Source organism: Micromonospora orduensis (assembly GCF_006228125.1).
Lineage (GTDB): Bacteria > Actinomycetota > Actinomycetes > Mycobacteriales > Micromonosporaceae > Micromonospora > Micromonospora orduensis.
On record NZ_VDFY01000157.1, the window covers coordinates 68,672 to 89,084 of the forward strand.

Here is a 20,413-nt window from a genome sequence, read left to right on the forward strand (position 1 = left end):
GGGCGCGCCTCTGTCACGCGAACGTGACAGGCCTCTCGGATTTCCGGTAAACGATCCAGTGCCACTCTTGAGGGGTCTCACCCGGGCAGAATAGATGCCCGTAGTGGTGAAGGTAAACGGACGAAAAGCTGATACTGTCACGCTCATGGGACAACCTACGGTGTGTCACGTGCATGAGACGACTGGTGCTCACATGCGTCACGCCCCCGGTTCCGAGGGGGCGTGGTGACCGAGCTCGCCACCCGAGCCCAGGCCTTCGGGCTGATCGCCGAGGGGGTCGCCGCAGGGCTGACCGCCCCATGGCGCCTCTACCTCGCCCGAGGCTGCCGCTATCTGTCATTGAGTGTCGGCGACCGCACCGAGTGGAACGCCTGGCGTACCCATCTCGGCTGTCCGGAGCTGAGCGTCCGCGTGTACGACGCCGGCGGCGAGATCCGCCGGTCCTCGGTCGCCGAGGTCGTGCTGGACGGCTGCCGGATCAGCGTCGAGCTGGTCGAGGAGGTCAGCACCGACGACCTGGACCGGCTGCTCATCGCGGACCCCACCACCATCGAGCCGGAGGAGCGATGATCCGGCGACCGGGCCGGGCCGGAGCCGCCCGATGAGCCCTTTCCTCGCGGTCTTCCTCGTCCTGGTGCTCGGTGCCACCAGCTACGCGGCCGGACGGCTGCACGGTCAGCTCAGCTACCGCATCGGCTACCGCTTCGGTTACCGGCAGGGCTACTTCGACGGCGACCGGGGGGCCTGGAACCGGCGGCGGCGCGACGCCCAGGCGGCGATCGCCTCCGCCCTGTCGGTGTCCCCGGCCGGTGTCGTGCGCTCGGCCGGCACGGTCGCCCGTCCCGGCACCACCTACACCGGCTCGTCGTTCACCGCGCCGGCCGCCCCGATCACCGGGCGGCACCCGACCGGCACGCTCGTTCGACGGACCGGCTGAGCCGGCCGGCGGGCCGCCACGAGCGCGGTCCCGTCGACCGGCGCCACGATCGCGGTGCGTCGTCCGCGGCGGACACGCACCGTCGGGGTCACGTCAGACCGGTGACGGTGACCCCACCGGCCGGGATGCGCGCAGGGGGCATGCATCCCGGCCGGATCCGCCGCGCCCGGCTCGCGCCGTGGCCGGTGGACGACCCGGCGTTCACACGGCCGTCTCCGGAGATCCACGATCGCCCTCTAGCCGCGACGGTCCGGCGCGGCTAGCGTCTAGGCATGGCACGGGGTTCTCCCGAGCCAGCCGGTCCGCCCGGATCTGCGACCTCGCACACGGGGTTCCGCATCCGACCCCGTGTCCCCGGGCACCGGAGGAGGCGGAACACGGGTGGCGGGTGCCCATCCGTCGGAGCAGGCCTGTGACGACTCGCCGTACCACCGCCGGTGCCGATCAGACCCCGGCCGCGACTGCCACGACCCGCCGCGCCACCAGGAGCCGCCGTACGGCGGCGACCGCGCCGGCCGACCCCAAGGAGCCGCGACCAGCGGGCCAGGCGTTCGTCCTGGACACGTCCGTGCTGCTCTCCGACCCGGCGGCGTTCCACCGGTTCGCCGAGCACGAGGTGGTGCTGCCGCTGGTGGTCATCACCGAGTTGGAGGGCAAGCGGCACCATCCGGAGCTGGGCTGGTTCGCCCGGCAGTCGCTGCGCATGCTCGACGAGTTGCGCGTCCGGCACGGCCGACTGGACACGCCGGTGCCCGCCAACGACGCCGGCGGCACCCTGCGGGTGGAGCTGAACCACACCGACGACGGGGTGCTGCCACCCGGCTTCCGGACCGAGAGCAACGACGCCCGGATCCTCTCCGTGGCGCTCAACCTCGCCGCGGAGGGGCGGGAGGTCACGCTCGTCAGCAAGGACATGCCGCTGCGGGTCAAGGCCGCCTCGGTGGGCCTGCGGGCCGACGAGTACCGGCACGGCCAGGCCAGCGACCCGACCTGGACGGGCATGTCCGAGCTGGAGCTGGGTGAGGAGCAGATCTCTTCGCTGTACGCGGGGGAGACGCTCGACGTGGACGAGGCGGCCGGGCTGCCGTGCCACACCGGCCTGGTGCTGCACTCGACGCGCGGCTCCGCGCTCGGGCGTGTGCTGCCGGACAAGTCGGTCCGCCTGGTCCGGGGGGATCGGGAGGCGTTCGGGCTGCACGGCCGGTCGGCCGAGCAGCGGGTCGCCCTGGACCTGCTGCTCGACGAGTCGATCGGGATCGTCTCGCTGGGCGGGCGGGCCGGTACGGGCAAGTCCGCGTTGGCGCTCTGCGCCGGCCTGGAGGCGGTGATGGAGCGTCGCCGGCACAAGAAGGTGATCGTGTTCCGCCCGCTGTACGCCGTCGGTGGCCAGGAGCTGGGCTACCTGCCGGGTTCGGAGTCGGAGAAGATGTCGCCGTGGGCCCAGGCGGTCTTCGACACGCTCGGGGCGGTGGTGCACGAGAACGTGCTGGAGGAGGTCACCTCGCGGGGCATCCTGGAGGTGCTGCCGCTGACCCACATCCGGGGGCGCAGCCTGCACGACGCCTTCGTGATCGTGGACGAGGCCCAGTCGCTGGAGCGGGGGGTCCTGCTGACCGTGCTGTCCCGGATCGGGCAGGGCTCCCGGGTCGTGCTCACGCACGACGTGGCCCAGCGGGACAACCTGCGGGTGGGGCGGCACGACGGGGTGACAGCCGTGATCGAGGCGCTCAAGGGTCATCCGCTCTTCGCCCACGTCACGCTCAGCCGTTCGGAGCGGTCGCCGATCGCCGCGATGGTGACGGATCTTCTGGAGGACATCCCGCTGTGACGGTGGTTTTGTAGGGGTTTATCCACATTTTACGTGTGGTGCAGATCACAAAGCGTGCGGTCCGTTTCCCATCGGCCTCACTGTGCGCGATGGTGTCCCACGAGCGCCCACGCACCACGAGCATCGTTGACGATCGTTCGTCCCGGGACGGACGGCATAGGCGAAGGTAGGTGCGTCGGCGCGACCGGCAACCGGTCGGGGCGCTCGCGGCACGGTCGACGGCCAGATGTGGCCGGGCGCCGCGCCGCGTCCTTGCCCCCGACGAAGGGACCGCTTCGTGAGTCGGCTGTGGAGCCGGTTGGGTGCCCGTACGGCCGCTGTCGCGCTGCTCTCCGTGGGCGTCGCCGGTGGCTTCTACCTGGGCGAAGACCGAGAAACCCAGCAACAGGGCCTGACCGAGCAGGTCAGCCTCGAAGTCGACCGGGCCGACCTCGCGTACCAGCGCGAGCGGCACGCCGCCCACCAGGTGCAGTTCGCCAAGCAGCGGGCCGCCGAGTACCAGGCCAAGCTGCGGGCGGCGCAGGCTGCCAAGGAGGCCGCCGAGCGGGCCCGCAAGGCCGAGGCCGCCGCGGCGTCCCGCAAGCGCGAGCGCGACGCGGCCAACGCGGCCGCCAAACCGTACGACGGGCCGATCCCCGCGTCCTGCGCGGAGTACAGCGGCAACCGCAAGACCGGTTGCGCGCTGATGATCGACGCGGGCTTCGGCATCGCCGAGTTCCCGTGCCTGGAGAAGCTCTGGACCAAGGAGAGCGGCTGGAACCACAAGGCCAGCAACTCCTCCTCCGGGGCGTACGGCATCCCCCAGTCGCTGCCGGGCAGCAAGATGGGCTCGGTCGCGGACGACTGGCGTACCAACCCGGCCACCCAGATCAAGTGGGGGCTGGGCTACATCAAGGGCAGGTACAAGACGCCCTGTGGCGCCTGGAACTACTTCCAGAACAACGGCCACTACTGACGTCATCGACGGCGGGGCGGGTGGCGACCACCCGCCCCGCCGTCGCGCGTACACCCGGTGGGCGGACGGGACGCGAGTGGCGGCGGACCCTTTTTGCTGATAGCAGTTGGGGGGTGAGCCTGCACCCGCCAAGCGGCGACCCCTTCCGGTTCGGCACCGAGGCGTTCTACGCCGCGCTCGGCCGGGCCTTTGTCGCCATGTGCGCGGTGGTCCCGTTCCTCTTCCTCATCGAGGCCGTCGACCAGGGGCTCGCGTTCGGCCTCGACGCCACGGCCGGCATCATCCCGCACCGCATCGACGGCCTGGACGGGGTCTTCTTCTCCCCGTTCCTGCACCACGGCTTCGACCACCTGTACAGCAACAGCATCCCGCTGATTCTGCTCGGCACGTTCGTGCTGGCCGCCGGCGCCCGTCGATTCCTCTGGTCGACCCTGGTCATCATCCTGGTCAGCGGGCTCGGCGTCTGGTTCACCGGTTCGCCCAACTCGGTGGTGGTCGGCGCCAGCGGGGTGATCTTCGGTTACCTGGGCATCCTGCTCACCCGGGGCATCGTCGAGCGCAGCTGGTGGAACTTCGCGGTCTTCCTGCTGGTCGGCCTGCTCTACGGCTGGCAGCTCGTCGGCATCCTCCCCACCGACGAGCGGATCTCCTGGCAGGGCCACCTGTTCGGGCTGCTCGGCGGGGTGGTCGCCGCGATCCTGTTCCGTCGTCGCCGGCCCACCGTCGACGGGCCGGACTACTCCGGGTCCACGCTCAGCCTGCCCTGACCGGGCTCGTCGGCGCGCCTCTGGGACATGCTTGCCCGACCGCTGCCACCCGCCTACGGTCGAGATCAGCAAGCGTTGATCCGTGAGCGGAAAGCGACGGTACGCCATGCGTGAGGTCGACATCGCCGTGATCGGGGCCGGGCCGTCCGGCCTCTTCGCCGCGTACTACGCCGGGTTCCGGGGGTTGTCGGTGGCGGTGATCGACGCGCTGCCCGAGCCCGGCGGCCAGGTCACCGCCATGTATCCGGAGAAGCTGATCCTGGACGTGGCCGGGTTTCCCGCGGTCAAGGGCCGGGACCTGGTGGCGAACCTCGTCGCCCAGGCGGCGCCGTTCGGCCCGCAGTACCTGCTCGGCACCCGGGCCGAGAAACTCTCGTACGCCGACGAGCGGCCGGTGCTCGGCCTGGCCGGTGGTGAGCAGCTCGGCTGCGGCGCCGTGGTGGTCACCGGCGGGCTGGGCAGCTTCAGTCCTCGGCCCCTGCCCTGCGCCGACGCGGCGCCCGGCAGCGGCATCGTCTACTTCGTGACCGAGCCGGCCGAGCTGACCGACCGGGACGTGCTGATCGTCGGTGGCGGTGACTCCGCCTTCGACTGGGCGTTGGCTCTGCAACCGCTGGCCCGTTCGGTGACCCTCGTACACCGGCGGGAGAAGTTCCGGGCGCACGCCTCGACGGTCGCCCGGGTGCTGTCCCTGCCGGTCCGGGTGGTGGTCAACGCCGAGGTCACCAGGCTCTTCGGGGAGGGTGCGGTGACCGGGGCCGAGGTAACCGTGCGCGGTGGCGCGACCGAGACGTTGCCGGTCGACACAGTGGTCGCGGCGCTCGGTTTCACCGCCGACCTGGGCCCCCTCGCCGAGTGGGGGCTGCGGCTGGACCGTCGGCACATCCTGGTGGACAGCGCCATGGCCACCAACCTGCCCCGGGTCTTCGCGGCCGGCGACATCACCGAGTACCCGGGCAAGGTCCGGCTGATCGCCACCGGCTTCGGCGAGGCGGCGACGGCGGTCAACAACGCGGCAGTGGCCATCGACCCGAGCGCCCACCTCTTCCCGGGGCACTCCTCCGACGCCGGCTGACCGTCGGTATCGGACACTGACCGCTCCGTGTCCGGATCGAGACGGGCTGCCCGGAGCCTGGGGGGATGACGGATCCCGAGACACCGCACGACGGCGCGCCGACGACGTTGTCCTGGCTCTGCCACCCCACCACCCTGCTCGCGTTGGCCCTGCTGCTGGTCAACGACCACGTGCTGAAGCATGCCTTCCCGGGCCCGTTGACCGGCAAGCTGAGCGACGTCGCCGGCCTGGTGCTCGCCCCGCCGCTGGTCGCGGTGCTGCTGACCCTCCTGGTGCCGCGGTTGCCCGCCCGGGCCGCCGCGCTTGTCGCCCTGGCCTCGGTGGGCGCCGGGTTCGCGGTCGTCAAATCCAGCGGGTACGCCGCCGAACTGGCCTCGTCGGCCTGGACCGTGCTGGCCGGACCGTCGCTGGTCCGGGCCGACCGGACCGACCTGCTCACCCTGCCGGCGCTCGCCCTGGCCTGGTGGAGTTGGACGCGTTCGCGCCGACGGCCGGTGCGTCGCCGGACCGCCCGGACGGTCCGGCTGCTTGTGGTGCTGCCGCCCGCGGTGCTGGCGGTGGCCGCCACCAGCGCGGTCTACTACCCCTACGCCGTGGGCACCGCCCTGCTCGACGGTCAACCGGCGATCTCGACCGGCTCGGGATACAACAGCCGGGACTGGCCGACCCGGCCGGCCGACGGGTCGTGGTCGGTGAGCGAGAACCGGGGGATCACCTGGCGCCCCGCCACCGCGAGCGAGGAGCAGCGGCTGTCCGGCCAGGGCGCCGGGCAGCGGCAGGCGTGCGTGCCGGCCGAGCCGCAGCGGTGCTACCGCGCGGTCGAGGGTCACCTGCGGGTGGAACAGAGCGACGACGCGGGTACGACGTGGCGGGTGGCGTGGGAGGTGTCGGACGCGCGCCGCGAGGAGCTGGCCCGCCGCTCCTACAACCCGGGCGACGTCCGGCGGCACTTCGCCTCCCGCGACCTGATCATCTATCCCGCCGCTGGCGGAGGCCACGAGGTGCTGGTCGCCAACGGCCGGGACGGCATCCTGCACCGCGGGTCGGACGGCGCGTGGCAACGGAAGGGCTTCCTGGAGGGGCGGTTCTCGACGCAGGCCCGCTGGGAAGACCCGCCCCCGATGGACGGGGGCGGCCCCGGTGACCGCCAGACGGACCTGCTGCTCGCCGTGGCGCTCGCGCTGACCCTCGGCTGCACGGTCACCGTACTCGCCGGTCACCTGGCGATCCGCCGCGGTGAGGGTCCAGGCTGGTGGGGGTTCGCCGGCGGCCTGTCGATGCTGATCGCGGCGGCGGTGTTGACCGCGGTCTGGGACCGCGAGGACGACGGCCTCACGTTCATGGCCCTGACGGCTGTCACTCTGCCGATGGGCGTGCTGACAGCGGCGGCTCTGCTCGTCCGGGCCCGCTACCAGGGTGCATCGTCCCGGTGGATCGGGTGGGCGCTGACCGGGCTTCTGCTCACCGCGCTCCTGTCCGGGCTGCCGCTCGCCGGATGGCTGGTCGGCAACCCTCCGCAGAGCAGGATCGCGGTGGCGATCGCTCTACTGGCCACGGTGCCGGGCGTGTTGCTGGCCATCCGGATCTCCCGGCTGGTCGACCCGGCCCGCGCGTACGAACGCCGGTACCGGCCGCGCCCGCCGTACCCGCCTGATCCGAACGCGCCCTATGCGTACCCGCCCTATCCGCATCCGTCACACCCTCCGCGCTCACCGGCGGTGCCTGATCCGCCCTACCCGTCGCAGCTGCCACCGCGCTGACCGTGCGGCAGGCGGCCTGGTCAGCGGCGGGCGGGAGGCGCCAGCGCGGCGATCAGCACGGCCACCATCGTCAGCGCGGCGCCGAGCAGGGTGTTCGGCCCGGGATGCGAGGCGGCCGTGGGCAGCACCAGGTCCAGCAGGACCGCCCCGACTATCTGACCGGCGATGGTGGCCAGGCCGAGCAGCAGGACACCTGTGAAACGCACGATCGCGGCGGCGATGGCGATGAACACGATGCCGATCGGGCCGCCCAGGTAGAGCCACGGCTCGCTCGGCAGGTGGCCGGTCGGCCAGCCGCGTACGGCGATGTCGATCGCGAACGCGACGAGCAGGGTGGCCGTGCCGACGGCGAAGTTGACGAGGGTGGCGGTCAGCGCGCTCTCGGCCGCCGCCCGGACCCGTCCGTTGACCGCCTGCTGCCAGGCGGTGCCCACCCCGGCGAGCAGCGGCAGGAGGGCCAGCAGCAGCGTGCCCGGGGCGCCCAGCCGGTCACCGACCGCCAGGACGACCGCGAGCACGGTGAGCACCGCACCGGCCAGCCGTTGCCGGGTGACCGGCTGCCGCCCGGTCGGACCGATGCCGGCCCGGTCCACGGCGAGGCTGCTGCCGCTCTGCCCGGCGACCACGGCCACGGTGAAGACGGCCACCCCCAACGAGCCGATGGTCAGCCCCTGGGAGGCGACCAGGAACGCCCCGCACATGCCACCGAGGCACTGCCACGGCCGGAGCGTCCCCGTCGCGAGCGCCCGCCGCACCGAGACCAGGCCACGCCGCCCGCCGGGGGTGGCGGGCACGAGCACCAGCAGCACCAGCAGACCCAGCCCGAACGAGACCACCGCGGCGGCGAACCCGTCGGCCAGGCGTACGCCCAGCTCGCCGTTGATGCGGGACTGCACCGCCACCGCGACCCCGGAGAACGACGCCAGCGCGACGCCGGCGATCCGGCGGGTCGCGGAGAGTGCCTGCGGTGTAGCGGTGCCGGTGTCGATCACTCCTGCTCGGCCAGCGGTCGGCCGTCGAAGTCGACGGCCGAGTACAGCGCCAGCTTCTCCAGACGGTGGTACGAGTCGATGACCCGGATCGTGCCGCTCTTGGAGCGCATCACGATCGACTGGGTGTACGCGCCGCCGGCCCGGTAGCGCACCCCGCGCAGCAGGTCGCCGGAGGTGACGCCGGTGGCCACGAAGAAGCAGTTGTCCCCAGTGACGAGGTCGTCGGTGCCGAGCACCCGGTCCAGGTCGTGCCCGGCGGCGAGCGCCTTCTCCCGCTCCTCGGCGTCGCGCGGCCAGAGCTTGGCCTGCATCGCCCCGCCCATGCACTTCAACGCGCAGGCGGAGATGATGCCCTCCGGGGTGCCGCCGATGCCCATGAGCACGTCGACGTCGGACTCTCCCCGCGCCGCGGCGATCGAGCCGGCGATGTCGCCGTCGGAGATGAAGCGGATGCCCGCCCCGGTCCGGCGGATCTGCGTGACGAGGTCGTCGTGGCGGCTGCGGTCCAGCACACAGACCGTCACCTCGGAGACGTCGGTGCCCTTGACCTTCGCGATCCGGCGCAGGTTCTCGGCCACCCCGGCGTTGATGTCGATCACGTCGGCGTACGCCGGGCCGACGGCGAGCTTCTCCATGTAGAAGACCGCGCTCGGGTCGAACATCGCGCCCCGCTCGGAGACGGCGAGCACCGCGAGGGCGTTCGGCATCCCCTTGCTCATCAGCGTGGTGCCGTCGACCGGGTCGACGGCGACGTCCACCTCCGGACCGGTGCCGTCGCCGACGTGTTCGCCGTTGAAGAGCATCGGCGCGTTGTCCTTCTCGCCCTCGCCGATCACCACGACACCGCGCATCTGGATCGAGTTGATCAGCTTGCGCATGGCGTCGACGGCGGCTCCGTCGCCGCCCTCCTTGTCGCCCCGGCCGACCCACCGGCCGGCGGCCATCGCCGCGGCCTCGGTGACCCGGACCAGGTCGAGGGCAAGGTTGCGGTCGAGATCCTGTGGGATCCGCGTCCTGGTGTTCGTCATGACGGCTCCTCCTCGCGACGGTGCGGGGACGACCGGTGGCAGGGCGTTCCCCGCCGCCGGCTCTGTCGCTGATCCTCACACGATGGCCGACCGGGCGTCGGCGCGGGGCGGTGATGGCCCGGATACCGCCGGTCGGGCGGCTGCGAAGATGACAGGGTGGAACCCGCACAGCCAGCTGACCGCGTACCCGCCGACCGCACGCCGCCGGACGGCCAGCCGCCGGCCGCCGGCCCCGCCGGCCCCGGTGGTGAGCCTGCCGCGACCGTCCCGACGTCCCCGTCGGACGGCGAGCCGGCCCTGGTCGAGCCCGGGCCGACGGCCGAGCCGGCCCGGGGCGACGCCGCCACCGAGACCGGCGAGTGGCCGGCGCCACCGCCACGACGGGAGTCCGCCAGGTCCGAGCGGTCGCCGAAGGACATGGCGATCTCGCTGCTGGTGCTGCTGGTCCCGATCGCGCTGCTGCTGGCGTTCTACCGGGGGTTCCTCGGCGGCGACCAGGCCACCACCGTCGACCCGGCCCCGGCGATCGAGCAGGCCCGTTCGGCGAACGTGTTCCCGGTGAGCCAACCGCAGGGGCTCGGCTCCGACTGGCGCACCGTGAGCGCGCGCTACCAGACGGTAGACGGGGGCGCGAACCTCCGGATCGGCTATCTCACACCGGAGGGGCGGGGCGTCCAACTGGTGCAGAGCAGCGTGCCGGCGGAGCGGCTGCTGCCCGCCGAGCTGACCGACCAGGGGCAGCCGCAGGGGCCGACGGTACTGGCCGGGCGGACGTGGCAGCGCTACACCGCCCGGGGCAACCAGCAGGCACTCGTTCTGCTGGAGCCGACGCGAACGGTGCTGGTCATCGGCGACGCCCGGGACAACGAGCTACGCGACCTCGCCGGCGCCCTGCGCTGAGACCGGATTCCGCCGATCGGCGGACCCGGACGGCGGCGAAGATCCGTTAGGCTCCCACGGCTCAGATCCGGCAGATGTCACAGCCGGATACTTTTCCCTGTCTTGGAGTGGAATCTTCGTGAACATTCGACGGTGGAGCTACGGCTTCCTCGCCGCCACACTGCTCGTGCCGGCTCTCGCTGCGTGCGGTTCCGACACGGACGACAAGCCGGCCGCCTCGGGTTCGTCCCCGTCCGCCCCGTCGGTCCCGGCCGACCCCAAGGAAGCGCTGCTCGCCTCCACCAAGGAGCTCGGCAAGGGCGACTTCACCTTCACCCTGGCGGGTGCCGACACGACCGGCGGCGGTCTGGTGCACAAGCCGAGCAACAGCGCGCAGTTCACTGTGAAGTTCGGCGACGCGTCCGAGGACGTGTCGCTCGAGATGGATCTGATCTACATCGACTCGGAGAGCTGGGTGAAGATGGACATGGGCGGCGCCATGGCCGCCGCCATCCCCGGCGCGACGAAGAACAAGGGCAAGTACCAGCACCTCGACAAGACCAAGATCAAGGACGTCAAGGATCTCCAGCTGGACCCGGAGACGCTTGACCCGCTCGCCAGCGACGCGCTGGTCAAGGGCGTGACCGAGGTGCAGAAGACCGGCGAGGGCACCTACGCCGGTAAGATCGACATTACCGCCGCCACCGAGTCCGCAGCCCTCGACGAGGAGGTTGTGACCGCGCTGGGCGCCCAGGCCAAGGCGCTGCCGTTCACCGCCAAGCTGGACCCGCAGGGCCGGCTCACCGAGCTGGTCATCGCGGTTCCGGCCGCCGGTGAGACCGCCGCGCACGAGATCAAGATCGGTTACACCGGCTACGGGACCGGCGCCGGCGCGCAGAAGCCGCCGGCGGACAAGGTCGTCGAGGCGCCGGCCGAGACGTACGAGATGTTCAAGTAGGTCTGATCGGCGGAACCGGGGTGGCCGTTGGCCGCCCCGGTTCCGCCGTTGCGGGTCCAACCCTTTCGAGCAACCGGACAGAAGGGTGATTGTCCGACGGGCCGGCAGGGAACAGAGAGGGAGTGACCCTGGGCACGCTGCTCGGCCCGGGTCGCGCGGCGCAGCCGACGGTGCTGCTGCGTCGCCCGGTTTCCGGCGCCGTCCAGGTCGTCGGGTGACCCTCTTGGGAGACACGCATGACTGTTCGACGACTCGGCGCAGGCCTGGTAGCCGCCGCCCTGTTCACGCCCGCCCTGGCCGCCTGCGCCAGCGGCGGCACCGGCACCGCCGGATCGACGGCGTCCCCGACCGTGAGCGCGCCCGGCTCGGCGAGCCCGTCCGGTGGAGCACCGGCGGCGGGCGACGCCAAGCAGGCGCTGCTCGACTCCACCAAGGAGATCAGCAACGGCAACTTCCGGTTCAGCCTCACCGCCGCCGGCTCCACCGCCGAGGGGCAGGTGCACCAGCCGAGCCAGAGCGCGGCAATGAAGATCGCCATCGGCGGCCCCTCGTCCGATCTGGCGATGAAGCTCGACGTGATCCACTTCAAGCCGGACAGCTGGGTCAAGCTGGAGCTGACCGGCCCCACCGCCAACAGCCTGCCCGCCATCAAGCAGCTCAACCTGGGCAAGTACCAGCACCTCGACCAGGCCCGCATCAAGGGCAACCGCAACCTCGGCTTCGACTTCGACAAGGTCGACCCGGCCGGCAGCGCCGTGCTGACCCAGGGCATCACCGAGGTACGCAGCACCGGCACCGGCGCGTACGCGGGCACCATCGACGTCACCAAGGCGGCCGAGGCCGGCTCGCTGAACCCCGCCACCATCGCCGCGCTGGGCGCCCAGGCGAAGACCGTCCCGTTCACGGCGAAGGTCGACCCGCAGGGCCGGCTCAGCGAGCTGGTGTTGCAGCTCCCGGCCGCCGGGCAGACCACGGCGCAGGAGATCCGGATGACGTACTCCGACTACGGTGCGGCCACCGCGGCCCAGAAGCCGCCGGCGGACCAGGTCGTCGAGGCGCCAGCCGAGCTGTACAGCCTGTTCAATTGACGTACGCGGGCGGGGCGGCTCCGGTCGCCCCGCCCGCGGTCAGGAAGCGGGCTCCTGCCGGGCGGCGTCGATCCGCGCCCGGGCGCCGTCCAGCCAGCGCTGGCAGATCACCGCCAGCGCCTCGCCGCGCTCCCAGAGCGACAGCGACTCCTCCAGGGACGTGCCGCCGGCCTCCAGCCGCTCGACCACGGAGGCCAACTCGGCGCGGGCCTGCTCGTAGCTGAGCCGCTCGTCCGGCCCCGCCTTCGTGTCGTCAGTCATCGCGTCCCATCTCAGCACACCCCGTCGTTCTCATCGCGCCCCGCCGCTCAGCCGTCGACGGTGGCGGCCAGTTCACCCTCGGCCAGCCGTACCCGCAGCGGGTCGCCCTTGCCGACCTCGGTCGCCGCGCGCACCACGTGGCCGTCGGCGCGCTGCACGATCGCGTACCCCCGGTCGAGGGTGGCGGCCGGGGAGAGGGCGCGCAGCCGGGCCAGGGTGTGCCGCAGTTCGTCGTCGGCGGCGGCGAGCCGGTGGTCCAGGCAGCGACCGGCCCGCTGGCGCAGCGCGGCCAGGTCGGTCGCCCGGTGCTCCACAATCACCTGGGGTCGGGCCAGCGCCGGCCGGGACCGCAGACTGTCGAGCCGGTGGGCCTCCCGGTCGACCAGGTTGCGGACCGCCCGCTGGAGGCGGTGCCGGGCCTGACCGATGAGGCGTACCTCCTCGGTGAGGTCGGGGACCACCCGCTTGGCCGCGTCGGTGGGGGTGGACGCACGTACGTCGGCCACGTAGTCGATCAGCGGCGCGTCCGTCTCGTGGCCGATCGCGCTGACCACCGGCGTACGGCAGCCGAACACGGCCCGGCAGAGCGCCTCGTCGGAGAAGGGCAGCAGGTCCTCGATGCCGCCACCGCCCCGGGCGATGATGATCACGTCGATGCTCGGGTCGGCGTCGAGCACCTTGAGCGCGTCGACGATCTGCGGCACCGCGGACGGCCCCTGCACCGCCACGTTGACGGTCCGGAACTCCACCGCCGGCCAGCGCCGCCGGGCGTTGGTCAGTACGTCCCGTTCGGCAGCCGAGGCACGGCCGGTGATCAACCCGACCCGGCCGGGCAGGAACGGCAGCCGGCGCTTGCGGGCCCGGTCGAACAGGCCCTCGGCGGCGAGCAGCTTCTTGAGCTTCTCCAGCCGGGCCAGCAGCTCACCCAGGCCGACCTGGCGGATCTCGTCGGCGCGCAGGCTGAGCGTGCCCCGGGCGGCGTAGAACTCGGGCTTGGCGTGCAGCACCACCCGGGCGCCCTCACGCAGCTCGGGCGCACCGATGTCGAGGACGTCCCGGTTCGTTGTCACAGTCAGGCTCAGGTCGGCCGACGGGTCGCGCAGGGTGAGGAAGACGGTGCTGGCGCCGGGGCGCCGGCTGATCTGCGCCACTTGGCCATCCACCCACACCCAGCCCAGCTTGGCGATCCAGGCGCCCACCTTCTGGCTGACCACCCGGACCGGCCAGGGCTCCTCCGCGCTGCTTCGCCCACCCTCGGTCACCCGACCACCCTACGGCCCACCCCACCTGGCCCGTCGATCATGAAGTTGTTGCCCTCCGCGCCGGCGTGTCGGGGCAACAACTTCATGATCGACGCGGGAAGGGGTTGGGGTCGCGGGCGGTGGCGGGTGACGGGGCGGCACGTAGGATGGGTGGGTGACTGATCTCCGGACCGGCAAGCGCGTGATCCTGGCCAAGCCCCGCGGCTACTGCGCGGGTGTCGACCGGGCGGTGCAGACCGTCGAGGAGGCGCTCAAGCTCTACGGCGCCCCGATCTACGTGCGCAAGCAGATCGTGCACAACAAGCACGTCGTGCAGACCCTGGAGGCCCAGGGTGCGATCTTCGTGGAGGAGAACGAGGAGGTGCCCGAGGGCGCCACCGTCATCTTCTCCGCGCACGGCGTGGCGCCGGAGGTGTACGAGCAGGCCAAGGCGCGTTCGCTGAAGGCGATCGACGCGACCTGCCCGCTGGTCACGAAGGTGCACCAGGAGGCGAAGCGGTTCGCCGCCGAGGACTACGACATCCTGCTGATCGGCCACGAGGGGCACGAGGAGGTCATCGGCACCGCCGGTGAGGCCCCCGCGCACATCCAGCTCGTGGACGGCCCGGACGACGCCGACAAGATCACCGTCCGCGACCCGGAGAAGGTGGTCTGGCTCTCCCAGACCACGCTCTCGGTGGACGAGACGCTGGAGACGGTGGCCCGGCTCAAGCAGCGGCTGCCCCTGCTCCAGTCGCCGCCCAGCGACGACATCTGCTATGCCACCTCCAACCGGCAGCACGTGGTCAAGGAGATCGCCGCCGACTGCGACGTGGTGCTCGTCGTCGGCTCGACGAACTCCTCCAACTCGGTCCGCCTGGTCGAGGTCGCCCTGGACGCCGGCGCCCGCGCCGGTCACCTGATCGACTTCGCCCACGAGATCGACGACGCCTGGCTGGAGGGCGCCACCACGGTCGGCCTGACCTCCGGCGCGAGCGTCCCGGAGGACCTGGTCCAGGACGTGCTGGCCCACCTCGCGGCGCGCGGCTTCGGCGACGTGCAGGAGATCACCACCGCCAACGAGCGGCTCACGTTCTCGCTGCCGCAGGAGCTCAAGCGCGACATGAAGGCCGCCGCCGCGGCGCGCGGCTGAGTGCCGGCGGGAACGGCTCGGCGACACGGTACGTCGGATACGGGTATGAGGACTCTTCGGCTCGTCGTACCCGCCCTCGTGCTGTGCGCCGCACTGGCCGCCTGCGGCGAAACGAACGACCCCACCACCCCCGGCCCGAGCGCGCCGGCGACCGGCCAGCCCAGTCCGGAGCCGTCGCCGTCCACGGCCGTACCGGCGACCCCCGACCCGGGCGTGACCACCACGCCGGGACGCCGGCCGAAGCCCGGTGGCCCCACGCTGCCGCCGCCGGTGGGCGCGACCACGCTCACCGGCACGGTCACCGCCGGTGTCGAGCCGAACTGCGTGCTGCTCGACGGGTACCTGCTGCTGGGTGGCCCCCGGGACGTGCTGCGCGCCGGCGCGAAGGTCACCGTCACCGGTCGGGTGGAGGCGGGCGTGATGACCACCTGCCAGCAGGGCACCCCGTTCCAGGTGGAGACGGCCCAGCCAGCCTGACTCAGGGACGGCTCGGCTCGCCGGCCGCCACCTCGTCGTCTGCCGCGTCGACCAGCTCGGGTGCCTGCGGTTGCCGGGGCGTCAACTCGACCTGCGCCGGCGTGGCCAACTCGTCGTCCGAGACGCCCAGCTCGGCGAGCTTGCGGGCGCTGACCAGCACCCGTGCCTCCAGCGACCCGACCGCCCGGTTGTACGCGGTCACCGCCCCGGCCAGCGACGACCCGAGCTTGCCCACGTGGTCGCCGAGCGTGGACAGCCGGCCGTACAGCTCCCGGGCCAGGGTGTGCACCGCCAGCGCGTTGCGGGCCAACGCCTCCTGCCGCCACGAGTAGGCCACCGTGCGGAGCAGGGCGACCAGGGTGGCCGGCGTCGCCAGCACCACGTTGCGGGCGAAGGCGTGCTCCAGCAGCGACGGGTCGCGCTGCAACGCGACGTCGAGGAACGGGTCGGCGGGCACGAACAGCACCACGAACTCCGGTGAGTTGTCGAACGCCGACCAGTACGACTTCGCGGCCAGGGCGTCCACGTGCCCCCGCAGGTGCCGGGCGTGCGCGTCGAGGTGGGTGTCCCGGCCGCGTTCGTCGCGGGCCTCCATCGCCGTCAGGTACGCGTCGAAGGGCGCCTTCGCGTCCACCACCACCGACCGCCCGCCGTGCAGCCGGACCACGAGATCCGGGCGGACGACCTGCGCGTCGGTGGCGGCGGTGACCTGCTCGGAGAAGTCGCAGTGCTCCAGCATGCCGGCCGCCTCGACGATCCGGCGTAGCTGGTGCTCACCCCACCGGCCCCGCACCTGCGGCGCGCGCAGCGCCGCCACCAGCTGCTTCGTCTCGGTACGCAGCTCGCCGGAGACCGCGCTCATCGAGCGCACCTGCTCCCGCAGCTCGGCGTACGCGTCGACCCGGTCGTGCTCCAGCTCGGCCACCCGCTGCTCGTAGCGCCGCAGGGTCTCGTGCAGCGGAGCGACCGCCCGGGCCACCGCCTCCTGGGACTGTGCGGTCGCCTCGTAGCTCAACGCCCGCATGGACTGCTCCAGCCGCCCCTCGCCGTCGCGGGTGGCGGCCAGGGTGGCGTCGAGGCGGGCGATGTCGGCCACCGACCGGGACCGGGCCGCGAGCCAACCCACGGCACCGCCGACGCCGAGGCACACGATCACCAGCAGCAGCGTCGAGACGTCCATCACCGGAGCTTGCCAGACGGGTACGACGTGACACCCGGGGGTACGTTCGTTGACATGGAACTTGTGCTCTGCCTCGCGGTCGTGCTGGTCGGCGCGCTGGGCGCCGGGGCGCTCATCCGCGCTCAGGCCACCGCCCGTCGACGCACCGAGCTGGGCGACGCCCGCGCGGAGGCGCACCGCTGGTACGAGCGCCTCGGCGGCCAGTTGATGAACCTGCAGGGCGAGGAGCCGGCGGTCCGGCAGGCGCTCGCCGACGCCGGCGAGCGGTACAACGCGGCGGGTTCGCAGCTGGAGCAGGCGTCCACGCCGCACCAGTTCGCGCTGGCCCGGGAGACTGCGCTGGAAGGGCTCGCGTACATCCGGGCGGCGCGTACCGCGCTGGGCATCGATCCCGGTCCCGAGCTGCCGACGCTGGCCGCCGCGCGCGGTGTCGGGCAGCTCACCAAGGAACGGACGGTCGACGTGCAGGGGCAGACCTTCCGGGCCGGTCCGCAGCCGGGTCGGGAAACGCCCTACTACTACCCGGGTGGGCGTTACCAGGGCCGTCCGGTGCCGGCCGGCTGGTATTCGACGCCGTGGTGGAAGACGGCGTTGGGCGCGGGCGCCGGTGTGCTCGGCGGCATCCTGATCGCCGACGCGCTGTTCTCGCCGGCCTTCGCCGACCCGGGGTACGGGTACGACGAGGGCTACCAGGAGGGCTTCGGCGACGGCGTCGACCAGGGCGGGGACGGCGGCGACCAGGACTTCGGGGGTGACCAGGGTGGCGACGTCGGCGGTGACGTCGGCGGGGGCGACTACGCAGGCGGTGACTTCGGCGGAGGCTTCGGCGGTGGTGACTTCGGGGGCGGTGACTTCGGCGGGGGCGACTTCTGACCGTCGGTGAACGACGTGTGAAACAGGCCCCGGTCGTGGCGACCGGGGCCTGTTTCGTCGTTCCGCCTGATCAGCCGGTGTTGCGCATACCGGCGGCGATGCCGTTCACAGTGGTCAGCAGCGCGCGCTCCAGGGCGGTGCCGTCGCTCGGCGCGCGGCGGCCGCCCGGCGCGGTGGCCACCGCCCGGCCGGCGGCGCCCGAGTCGCGGTACTGCCGCAACAAGGCCACCTGGAGGTGGTGCAGCGGCTCCAGGTAGGTGTCGCGTACCGCGAGGGTGCGCTGGAGCACCGGCGAGTTCTCCAGCAGGGCGGGGGAGGCGGTCACCGCCAGCACCTCCCGCTTGGTCAACTCGTACTCCCGCTCGATCTGCTCGAAGATCGGGTGCAGCTTCTTCGGCACCAGCGTCTCGACGTACCGCCGGGCGATGCTCAGGTCGGTCTTGGTCAGCATCATCTCGACGTTCGACAGGAACGTGCGGAAGAAGTGCCAGTTGCGGTGCATCTCGGCCAGCACGTCGGCCAGCCCGGCCTCGCGGGCGGCGGCCAGCCCCGAGCCGACACCGAACCAGCCCGGCACGATCTGCCGGGTCTGCGTCCAGCCGAACACCCACGGGATGGCCCGCAGACCGGACAGTCCCGCGCCGGTGTTCGGGCGCTTCGCCGGCCGGGAGCCGATGTTCAGCGCGCCGAGCAGCTCGGTGGGCGTGGACGCCCAGAAGTACGCCGGCAGGTCCGGATCCTCGACAAGCGACCGGTACGACCGGAAGGCCGACTCGGACACCACGTCCATCGTCGCGTCCCAGCGTTCCAGCATCTCGGCCGGCTGCCGGGGTGCGGTGTGCAGCAGCGTCGCCTGGAGCACCGCGGCGAGGGTGAGTTCCAGGTTCTCCCGCGCCAGCGAGGGCAGGGTGTACTTGTCGGAGATCACCTCGCCCTGCTCGGTCACCTTGATCGCGCCGTCGAGCGTGCCGTACGGCTGGGCGAGGATCGCCTCGTGCGTCGGCCCGCCGCCACGCCCCACCGTGCCACCCCGGCCGTGGAACAGCCGCAGGTGCACACCGTGCCGGGCGGCCACGTCCCGCAACGCGCGCTGCGCCCGGTGGATCGACCACTGGCTGGTGGTGATCCCGGCCTCCTTGTTGGAGTCCGAGTAGCCGAGCATGACCTCCTGCACGTCACCCCGGGCCGCCACCAGCGCCCGGTACGCGGGCAGTGACAGCAGCTCGTCGAGGAGTTCCCCGCCGGCGTTCAGCTCGGCGGGGGTCTCCAGCAGGGGCACGAACCCGATCCGGGCGCGCCCGCTGTGCACGTCCACCAGCCCGGCCTCGCGGGCCAGCACCACGGCGGCCAGCACGTCGTCCACGCCCAGGGTCATCGAGATGATGTACGACTCGATGATCTCGCTGCCGAACCGGTCCTGTGCCTCGCGGATCGTGCTGAACACGTCGAACGTCTTGCGCGTCGCCTCGGTGAGCGGAGTGTCCAGGGTGGACAGCGGGCGGCGGCCGGTCAGCTCGTCGGCGAGCAGCTTGGTGCGTTCCAGCCGGCTGAGCGCCGGGTACTCGGACACCTCACCGACAGCCTCGTACAGCTGGGCGAGCACCGCGTGGTGCGCCTCGGCGTGCTCCCGTACGTCCATGGTGGCCAGGTGCAGGCCGAACGCGGACACCGTACGGATGGTGGAGGCCAGCCGGCCGACGGCGGTGAGCTGCCCGGAGTTGCGGGCCAGCGAGGCGCGCAGCAGCTCCAGGTCGGCGACCAGCTCGGCGGAGCCGCGGTAGTCCCGTCCCGGCACGTGCGCGGTGCCCATGCGCAGCCGTTGCCGGGTGTTGGCCAGCTTCGCCTTCACGCAGCGCGCCTTGAGCCGGTACGGCTCCTCGGCGTTGACCCGGCGGAAGCGCTGCGCCACCTCGGGCAGCGCGTCCAGGTCGGCGGCGAGGCTGGCCGAGAGGTCCAGCGACACCCCGCGCAGCCGACGGGAGACGGACACCTCGTTGATCAGGTGGTCCATCGCCTTCTCGGTGGCCGCGATGCCGTGCTCGTGCTGGATGGTCAGCACCTCGCGGGTGACCGCCGGGGTGACGAACGGGTTGCCGTCGCGGTCGCCGCCGATCCAGGTGCCGAAGCTCAGCGGGCGGGCCGTCGGCGAGGTCTCCACGCCGAGCACCCGCAGCGTGTCGGCCAGGTCGTCGAGCACCTGCGGAGCGGCCTCGGCGTACAGGTCGCGCAGGTAGTAGATCGCGTTGCGGGCCTCGTCGGTCGGGTCCGGTCGGTCCAGCCGCAGCTCGTCGGTCTGCCACATCAGGTCGAGCAGCTCGGCGAGGCGGCGGTTGGCCGGGCCCTCGTCGCTGGCGCCGTAGAGGATCGCGTTGGCGGTCTCGGTGTCCAGCTCGTCGGCGATGGCCCGCAACTTGGACAGGATCGAGCGGCGCGCCGCCTCGGTGGGGTGCGCGGTGAAGACCGGTCGGACGGCCAGCCGGCGGGCGGCGTTGGCGATCTCCTCGGCCGGTACGCCACGCTCGGCGATCATCTTGGCGGCCTGGTCCAGCCAGCCGCCCTGCACCGCGCGGCGGCGGCGCAGGTCCCGGGCACGGTGCACCTGCTCGGTGATGTTGGCCAGGTGGAAGTAGGTGGAGAAGGCCCGCGCGAGCTTGGTGCCGGTGGTCACGTCGAGCCCACCGAGCCGCTGGGCGGCCGCCGGCGCGTCACTGCGGACCTGGGCGCGGATCTCCTCGACGAGGTCGAGCAGCGGGCGGCCCTCCTGGCGGGCCAGGGTCTGCCCGAGCAGGGTGCCGAGCCGGCGGATGTCGGCGCGCAGCGCGGCGTCCGGGCCGTCGTGGTCGTGCTGGTCGGTCACGATGCGCTCCTTACGTTGGTACGAAGGACAGCGCTGTCCGACTCCCTGGATCGTATCCGCGCGGACCCGGATGACAGGAGGGGCCCCGCCGTATCTCCTGTCCC

General features: G+C 72.4%; 19 protein-coding genes. 13 read left to right on the plus strand and 6 right to left on the minus strand.

What is annotated here, in order from left to right; all coding sequences use genetic code 11:
- Positions 1-225 precede the first annotated feature (225 nt).
- From FHG89_RS15500 to FHG89_RS32990, 7 genes are all read left to right on the plus strand, one after another.
- Positions 226-570, plus strand: a complete 345-nt coding sequence (locus tag FHG89_RS15500; RefSeq protein WP_139585091.1) for a hypothetical protein — start codon at positions 226-228, stop codon at positions 568-570.
- A 31-nt stretch (positions 571-601) separates the two neighbouring features.
- A complete protein-coding gene (locus FHG89_RS15505) occupies positions 602-937 on the plus strand; it encodes a hypothetical protein (RefSeq protein WP_074316807.1) in 336 nt (111 codons plus the stop codon).
- A gap of 412 nt (positions 938-1,349) precedes the next feature.
- Positions 1,350-2,765, plus strand: coding sequence for an RNA 5'-3' helicase PhoH2 (gene phoH2, locus FHG89_RS15510; RefSeq protein WP_139585092.1), 1,416 nt, complete (start codon positions 1,350-1,352; stop codon positions 2,763-2,765).
- Positions 2,766-3,042: 277 nt separating this feature from the next.
- Positions 3,043-3,720, plus strand: a complete 678-nt coding sequence (locus tag FHG89_RS15515; protein ID WP_139585093.1) for an aggregation-promoting factor C-terminal-like domain-containing protein — start codon at positions 3,043-3,045, stop codon at positions 3,718-3,720.
- A 113-nt stretch (positions 3,721-3,833) separates the two neighbouring features.
- The gene (locus FHG89_RS15520) at positions 3,834-4,487 is read left to right on the plus strand and encodes a rhomboid family intramembrane serine protease (RefSeq protein WP_139585094.1); all 654 of its coding nucleotides are present in this window, start codon (positions 3,834-3,836) and stop codon (positions 4,485-4,487) included.
- 106 nt (positions 4,488-4,593) lie between these two features.
- Positions 4,594-5,562 (plus strand): NAD(P)/FAD-dependent oxidoreductase, encoded by a 969-nt coding sequence (locus FHG89_RS15525; RefSeq protein ID WP_139585122.1) that lies wholly within the window; start codon positions 4,594-4,596, stop codon positions 5,560-5,562.
- Between the two features lie 65 nt (positions 5,563-5,627).
- A complete protein-coding gene (locus tag FHG89_RS32990) occupies positions 5,628-7,322 on the plus strand; it encodes a hypothetical protein (protein ID WP_167517436.1) in 1,695 nt (564 codons plus the stop codon).
- 20 nt (positions 7,323-7,342) lie between these two features.
- Here the strand turns inward: FHG89_RS32990 and FHG89_RS15535 are convergent, their stop codons facing one another.
- Positions 7,343-8,314, minus strand: coding sequence for a DMT family transporter (locus FHG89_RS15535; protein ID WP_139585095.1), 972 nt, complete (start codon positions 8,312-8,314; stop codon positions 7,343-7,345).
- Positions 8,311-9,342, minus strand: a complete 1,032-nt coding sequence (gene glpX / locus FHG89_RS15540) for a class II fructose-bisphosphatase (protein WP_139585096.1) — start codon at positions 9,340-9,342, stop codon at positions 8,311-8,313. The genes FHG89_RS15535 and glpX overlap by 4 nt, the downstream gene beginning before the upstream one ends.
- Before the next feature lie 156 nt (positions 9,343-9,498).
- Here glpX and FHG89_RS15545 point away from each other — a divergent pair, with 156 nt between their 5' ends.
- The 3 genes from FHG89_RS15545 (at position 9,499) to FHG89_RS15555 (ending at position 12,267) form a co-directional block, all read left to right on the plus strand.
- Positions 9,499-10,242, plus strand: a complete 744-nt coding sequence (locus tag FHG89_RS15545) for a DUF4245 domain-containing protein (RefSeq protein WP_139585097.1) — start codon at positions 9,499-9,501, stop codon at positions 10,240-10,242.
- A gap of 118 nt (positions 10,243-10,360) precedes the next feature.
- Complete coding sequence (locus FHG89_RS15550; protein WP_139585098.1) at positions 10,361-11,179, plus strand: hypothetical protein; 819 nt, start codon at positions 10,361-10,363, stop codon at positions 11,177-11,179.
- A gap of 236 nt (positions 11,180-11,415) precedes the next feature.
- Positions 11,416-12,267 (plus strand): hypothetical protein, encoded by an 852-nt coding sequence (locus FHG89_RS15555; protein WP_139585099.1) that lies wholly within the window; start codon positions 11,416-11,418, stop codon positions 12,265-12,267.
- A 39-nt stretch (positions 12,268-12,306) separates the two neighbouring features.
- Here FHG89_RS15555 and FHG89_RS15560 read toward each other — a convergent pair whose 3' ends face one another.
- Both FHG89_RS15560 and xseA read right to left on the minus strand, forming a co-directional pair.
- Complete coding sequence (locus FHG89_RS15560; RefSeq protein WP_139585100.1) at positions 12,307-12,528, minus strand: exodeoxyribonuclease VII small subunit; 222 nt, start codon at positions 12,526-12,528, stop codon at positions 12,307-12,309.
- 47 nt (positions 12,529-12,575) lie between these two features.
- Positions 12,576-13,790: an exodeoxyribonuclease VII large subunit gene (gene xseA / locus FHG89_RS15565; RefSeq protein ID WP_139585101.1), complete on the minus strand. Its 1,215-nt coding sequence runs from the start codon at positions 13,788-13,790 to the stop codon at positions 12,576-12,578.
- 154 nt (positions 13,791-13,944) lie between these two features.
- On the opposite strand from xseA, the gene FHG89_RS15570 reads away from it, so the two are divergent.
- Complete coding sequence (locus tag FHG89_RS15570; protein WP_139585102.1) at positions 13,945-14,922, plus strand: 4-hydroxy-3-methylbut-2-enyl diphosphate reductase; 978 nt, start codon at positions 13,945-13,947, stop codon at positions 14,920-14,922.
- 45 nt (positions 14,923-14,967) lie between these two features.
- A complete protein-coding gene (locus FHG89_RS15575) occupies positions 14,968-15,399 on the plus strand; it encodes a hypothetical protein (protein WP_139585103.1) in 432 nt (143 codons plus the stop codon).
- Position 15,400: 1 nt separating this feature from the next.
- Here the strand turns inward: FHG89_RS15575 and FHG89_RS15580 are convergent, their stop codons facing one another.
- A complete protein-coding gene (locus FHG89_RS15580) occupies positions 15,401-16,579 on the minus strand; it encodes a DNA recombination protein RmuC (RefSeq protein WP_139585104.1) in 1,179 nt (392 codons plus the stop codon).
- Positions 16,580-16,633: 54 nt separating this feature from the next.
- On the opposite strand from FHG89_RS15580, the gene FHG89_RS15585 reads away from it, so the two are divergent.
- Positions 16,634-17,452, plus strand: a complete 819-nt coding sequence (locus FHG89_RS15585) for a hypothetical protein (protein ID WP_139585105.1) — start codon at positions 16,634-16,636, stop codon at positions 17,450-17,452.
- Positions 17,453-17,522: 70 nt separating this feature from the next.
- Here the strand turns inward: FHG89_RS15585 and ppc are convergent, their stop codons facing one another.
- On the minus strand, positions 17,523-20,309 hold the full coding sequence (gene ppc, locus FHG89_RS15590; protein WP_139585106.1) for a phosphoenolpyruvate carboxylase: 2,787 nt from the start codon (positions 20,307-20,309) through the stop codon (positions 17,523-17,525).
- Between the last annotated feature and the right edge of the window lie 104 nt (positions 20,310-20,413).

Coding starts and splice junctions, on each gene's coding strand:
- FHG89_RS15505 (WP_074316807.1), top strand. CDS start 602: ATGAGCCCTTTCCTCGCGGTCTTCCTCGTCCTGGTGCTCGGTGCCACC.
- FHG89_RS15525 (WP_139585122.1), top strand. CDS start 4,594: ATGCGTGAGGTCGACATCGCCGTGATCGGGGCCGGGCCGTCCGGCCTC.
- FHG89_RS32990 (WP_167517436.1), top strand. CDS start 5,628: ATGACGGATCCCGAGACACCGCACGACGGCGCGCCGACGACGTTGTCC.
- glpX (WP_139585096.1), bottom strand. CDS start 9,342: ATGACGAACACCAGGACGCGGATCCCACAGGATCTCGACCGCAACCTT.
- FHG89_RS15555 (WP_139585099.1), top strand. CDS start 11,416: ATGACTGTTCGACGACTCGGCGCAGGCCTGGTAGCCGCCGCCCTGTTC.
- FHG89_RS15560 (WP_139585100.1), bottom strand. CDS start 12,528: ATGACTGACGACACGAAGGCGGGGCCGGACGAGCGGCTCAGCTACGAG.
- FHG89_RS15575 (WP_139585103.1), top strand. CDS start 14,968: ATGAGGACTCTTCGGCTCGTCGTACCCGCCCTCGTGCTGTGCGCCGCA.
- FHG89_RS15580 (WP_139585104.1), bottom strand. CDS start 16,579: ATGGACGTCTCGACGCTGCTGCTGGTGATCGTGTGCCTCGGCGTCGGC.
- FHG89_RS15585 (WP_139585105.1), top strand. CDS start 16,634: ATGGAACTTGTGCTCTGCCTCGCGGTCGTGCTGGTCGGCGCGCTGGGC.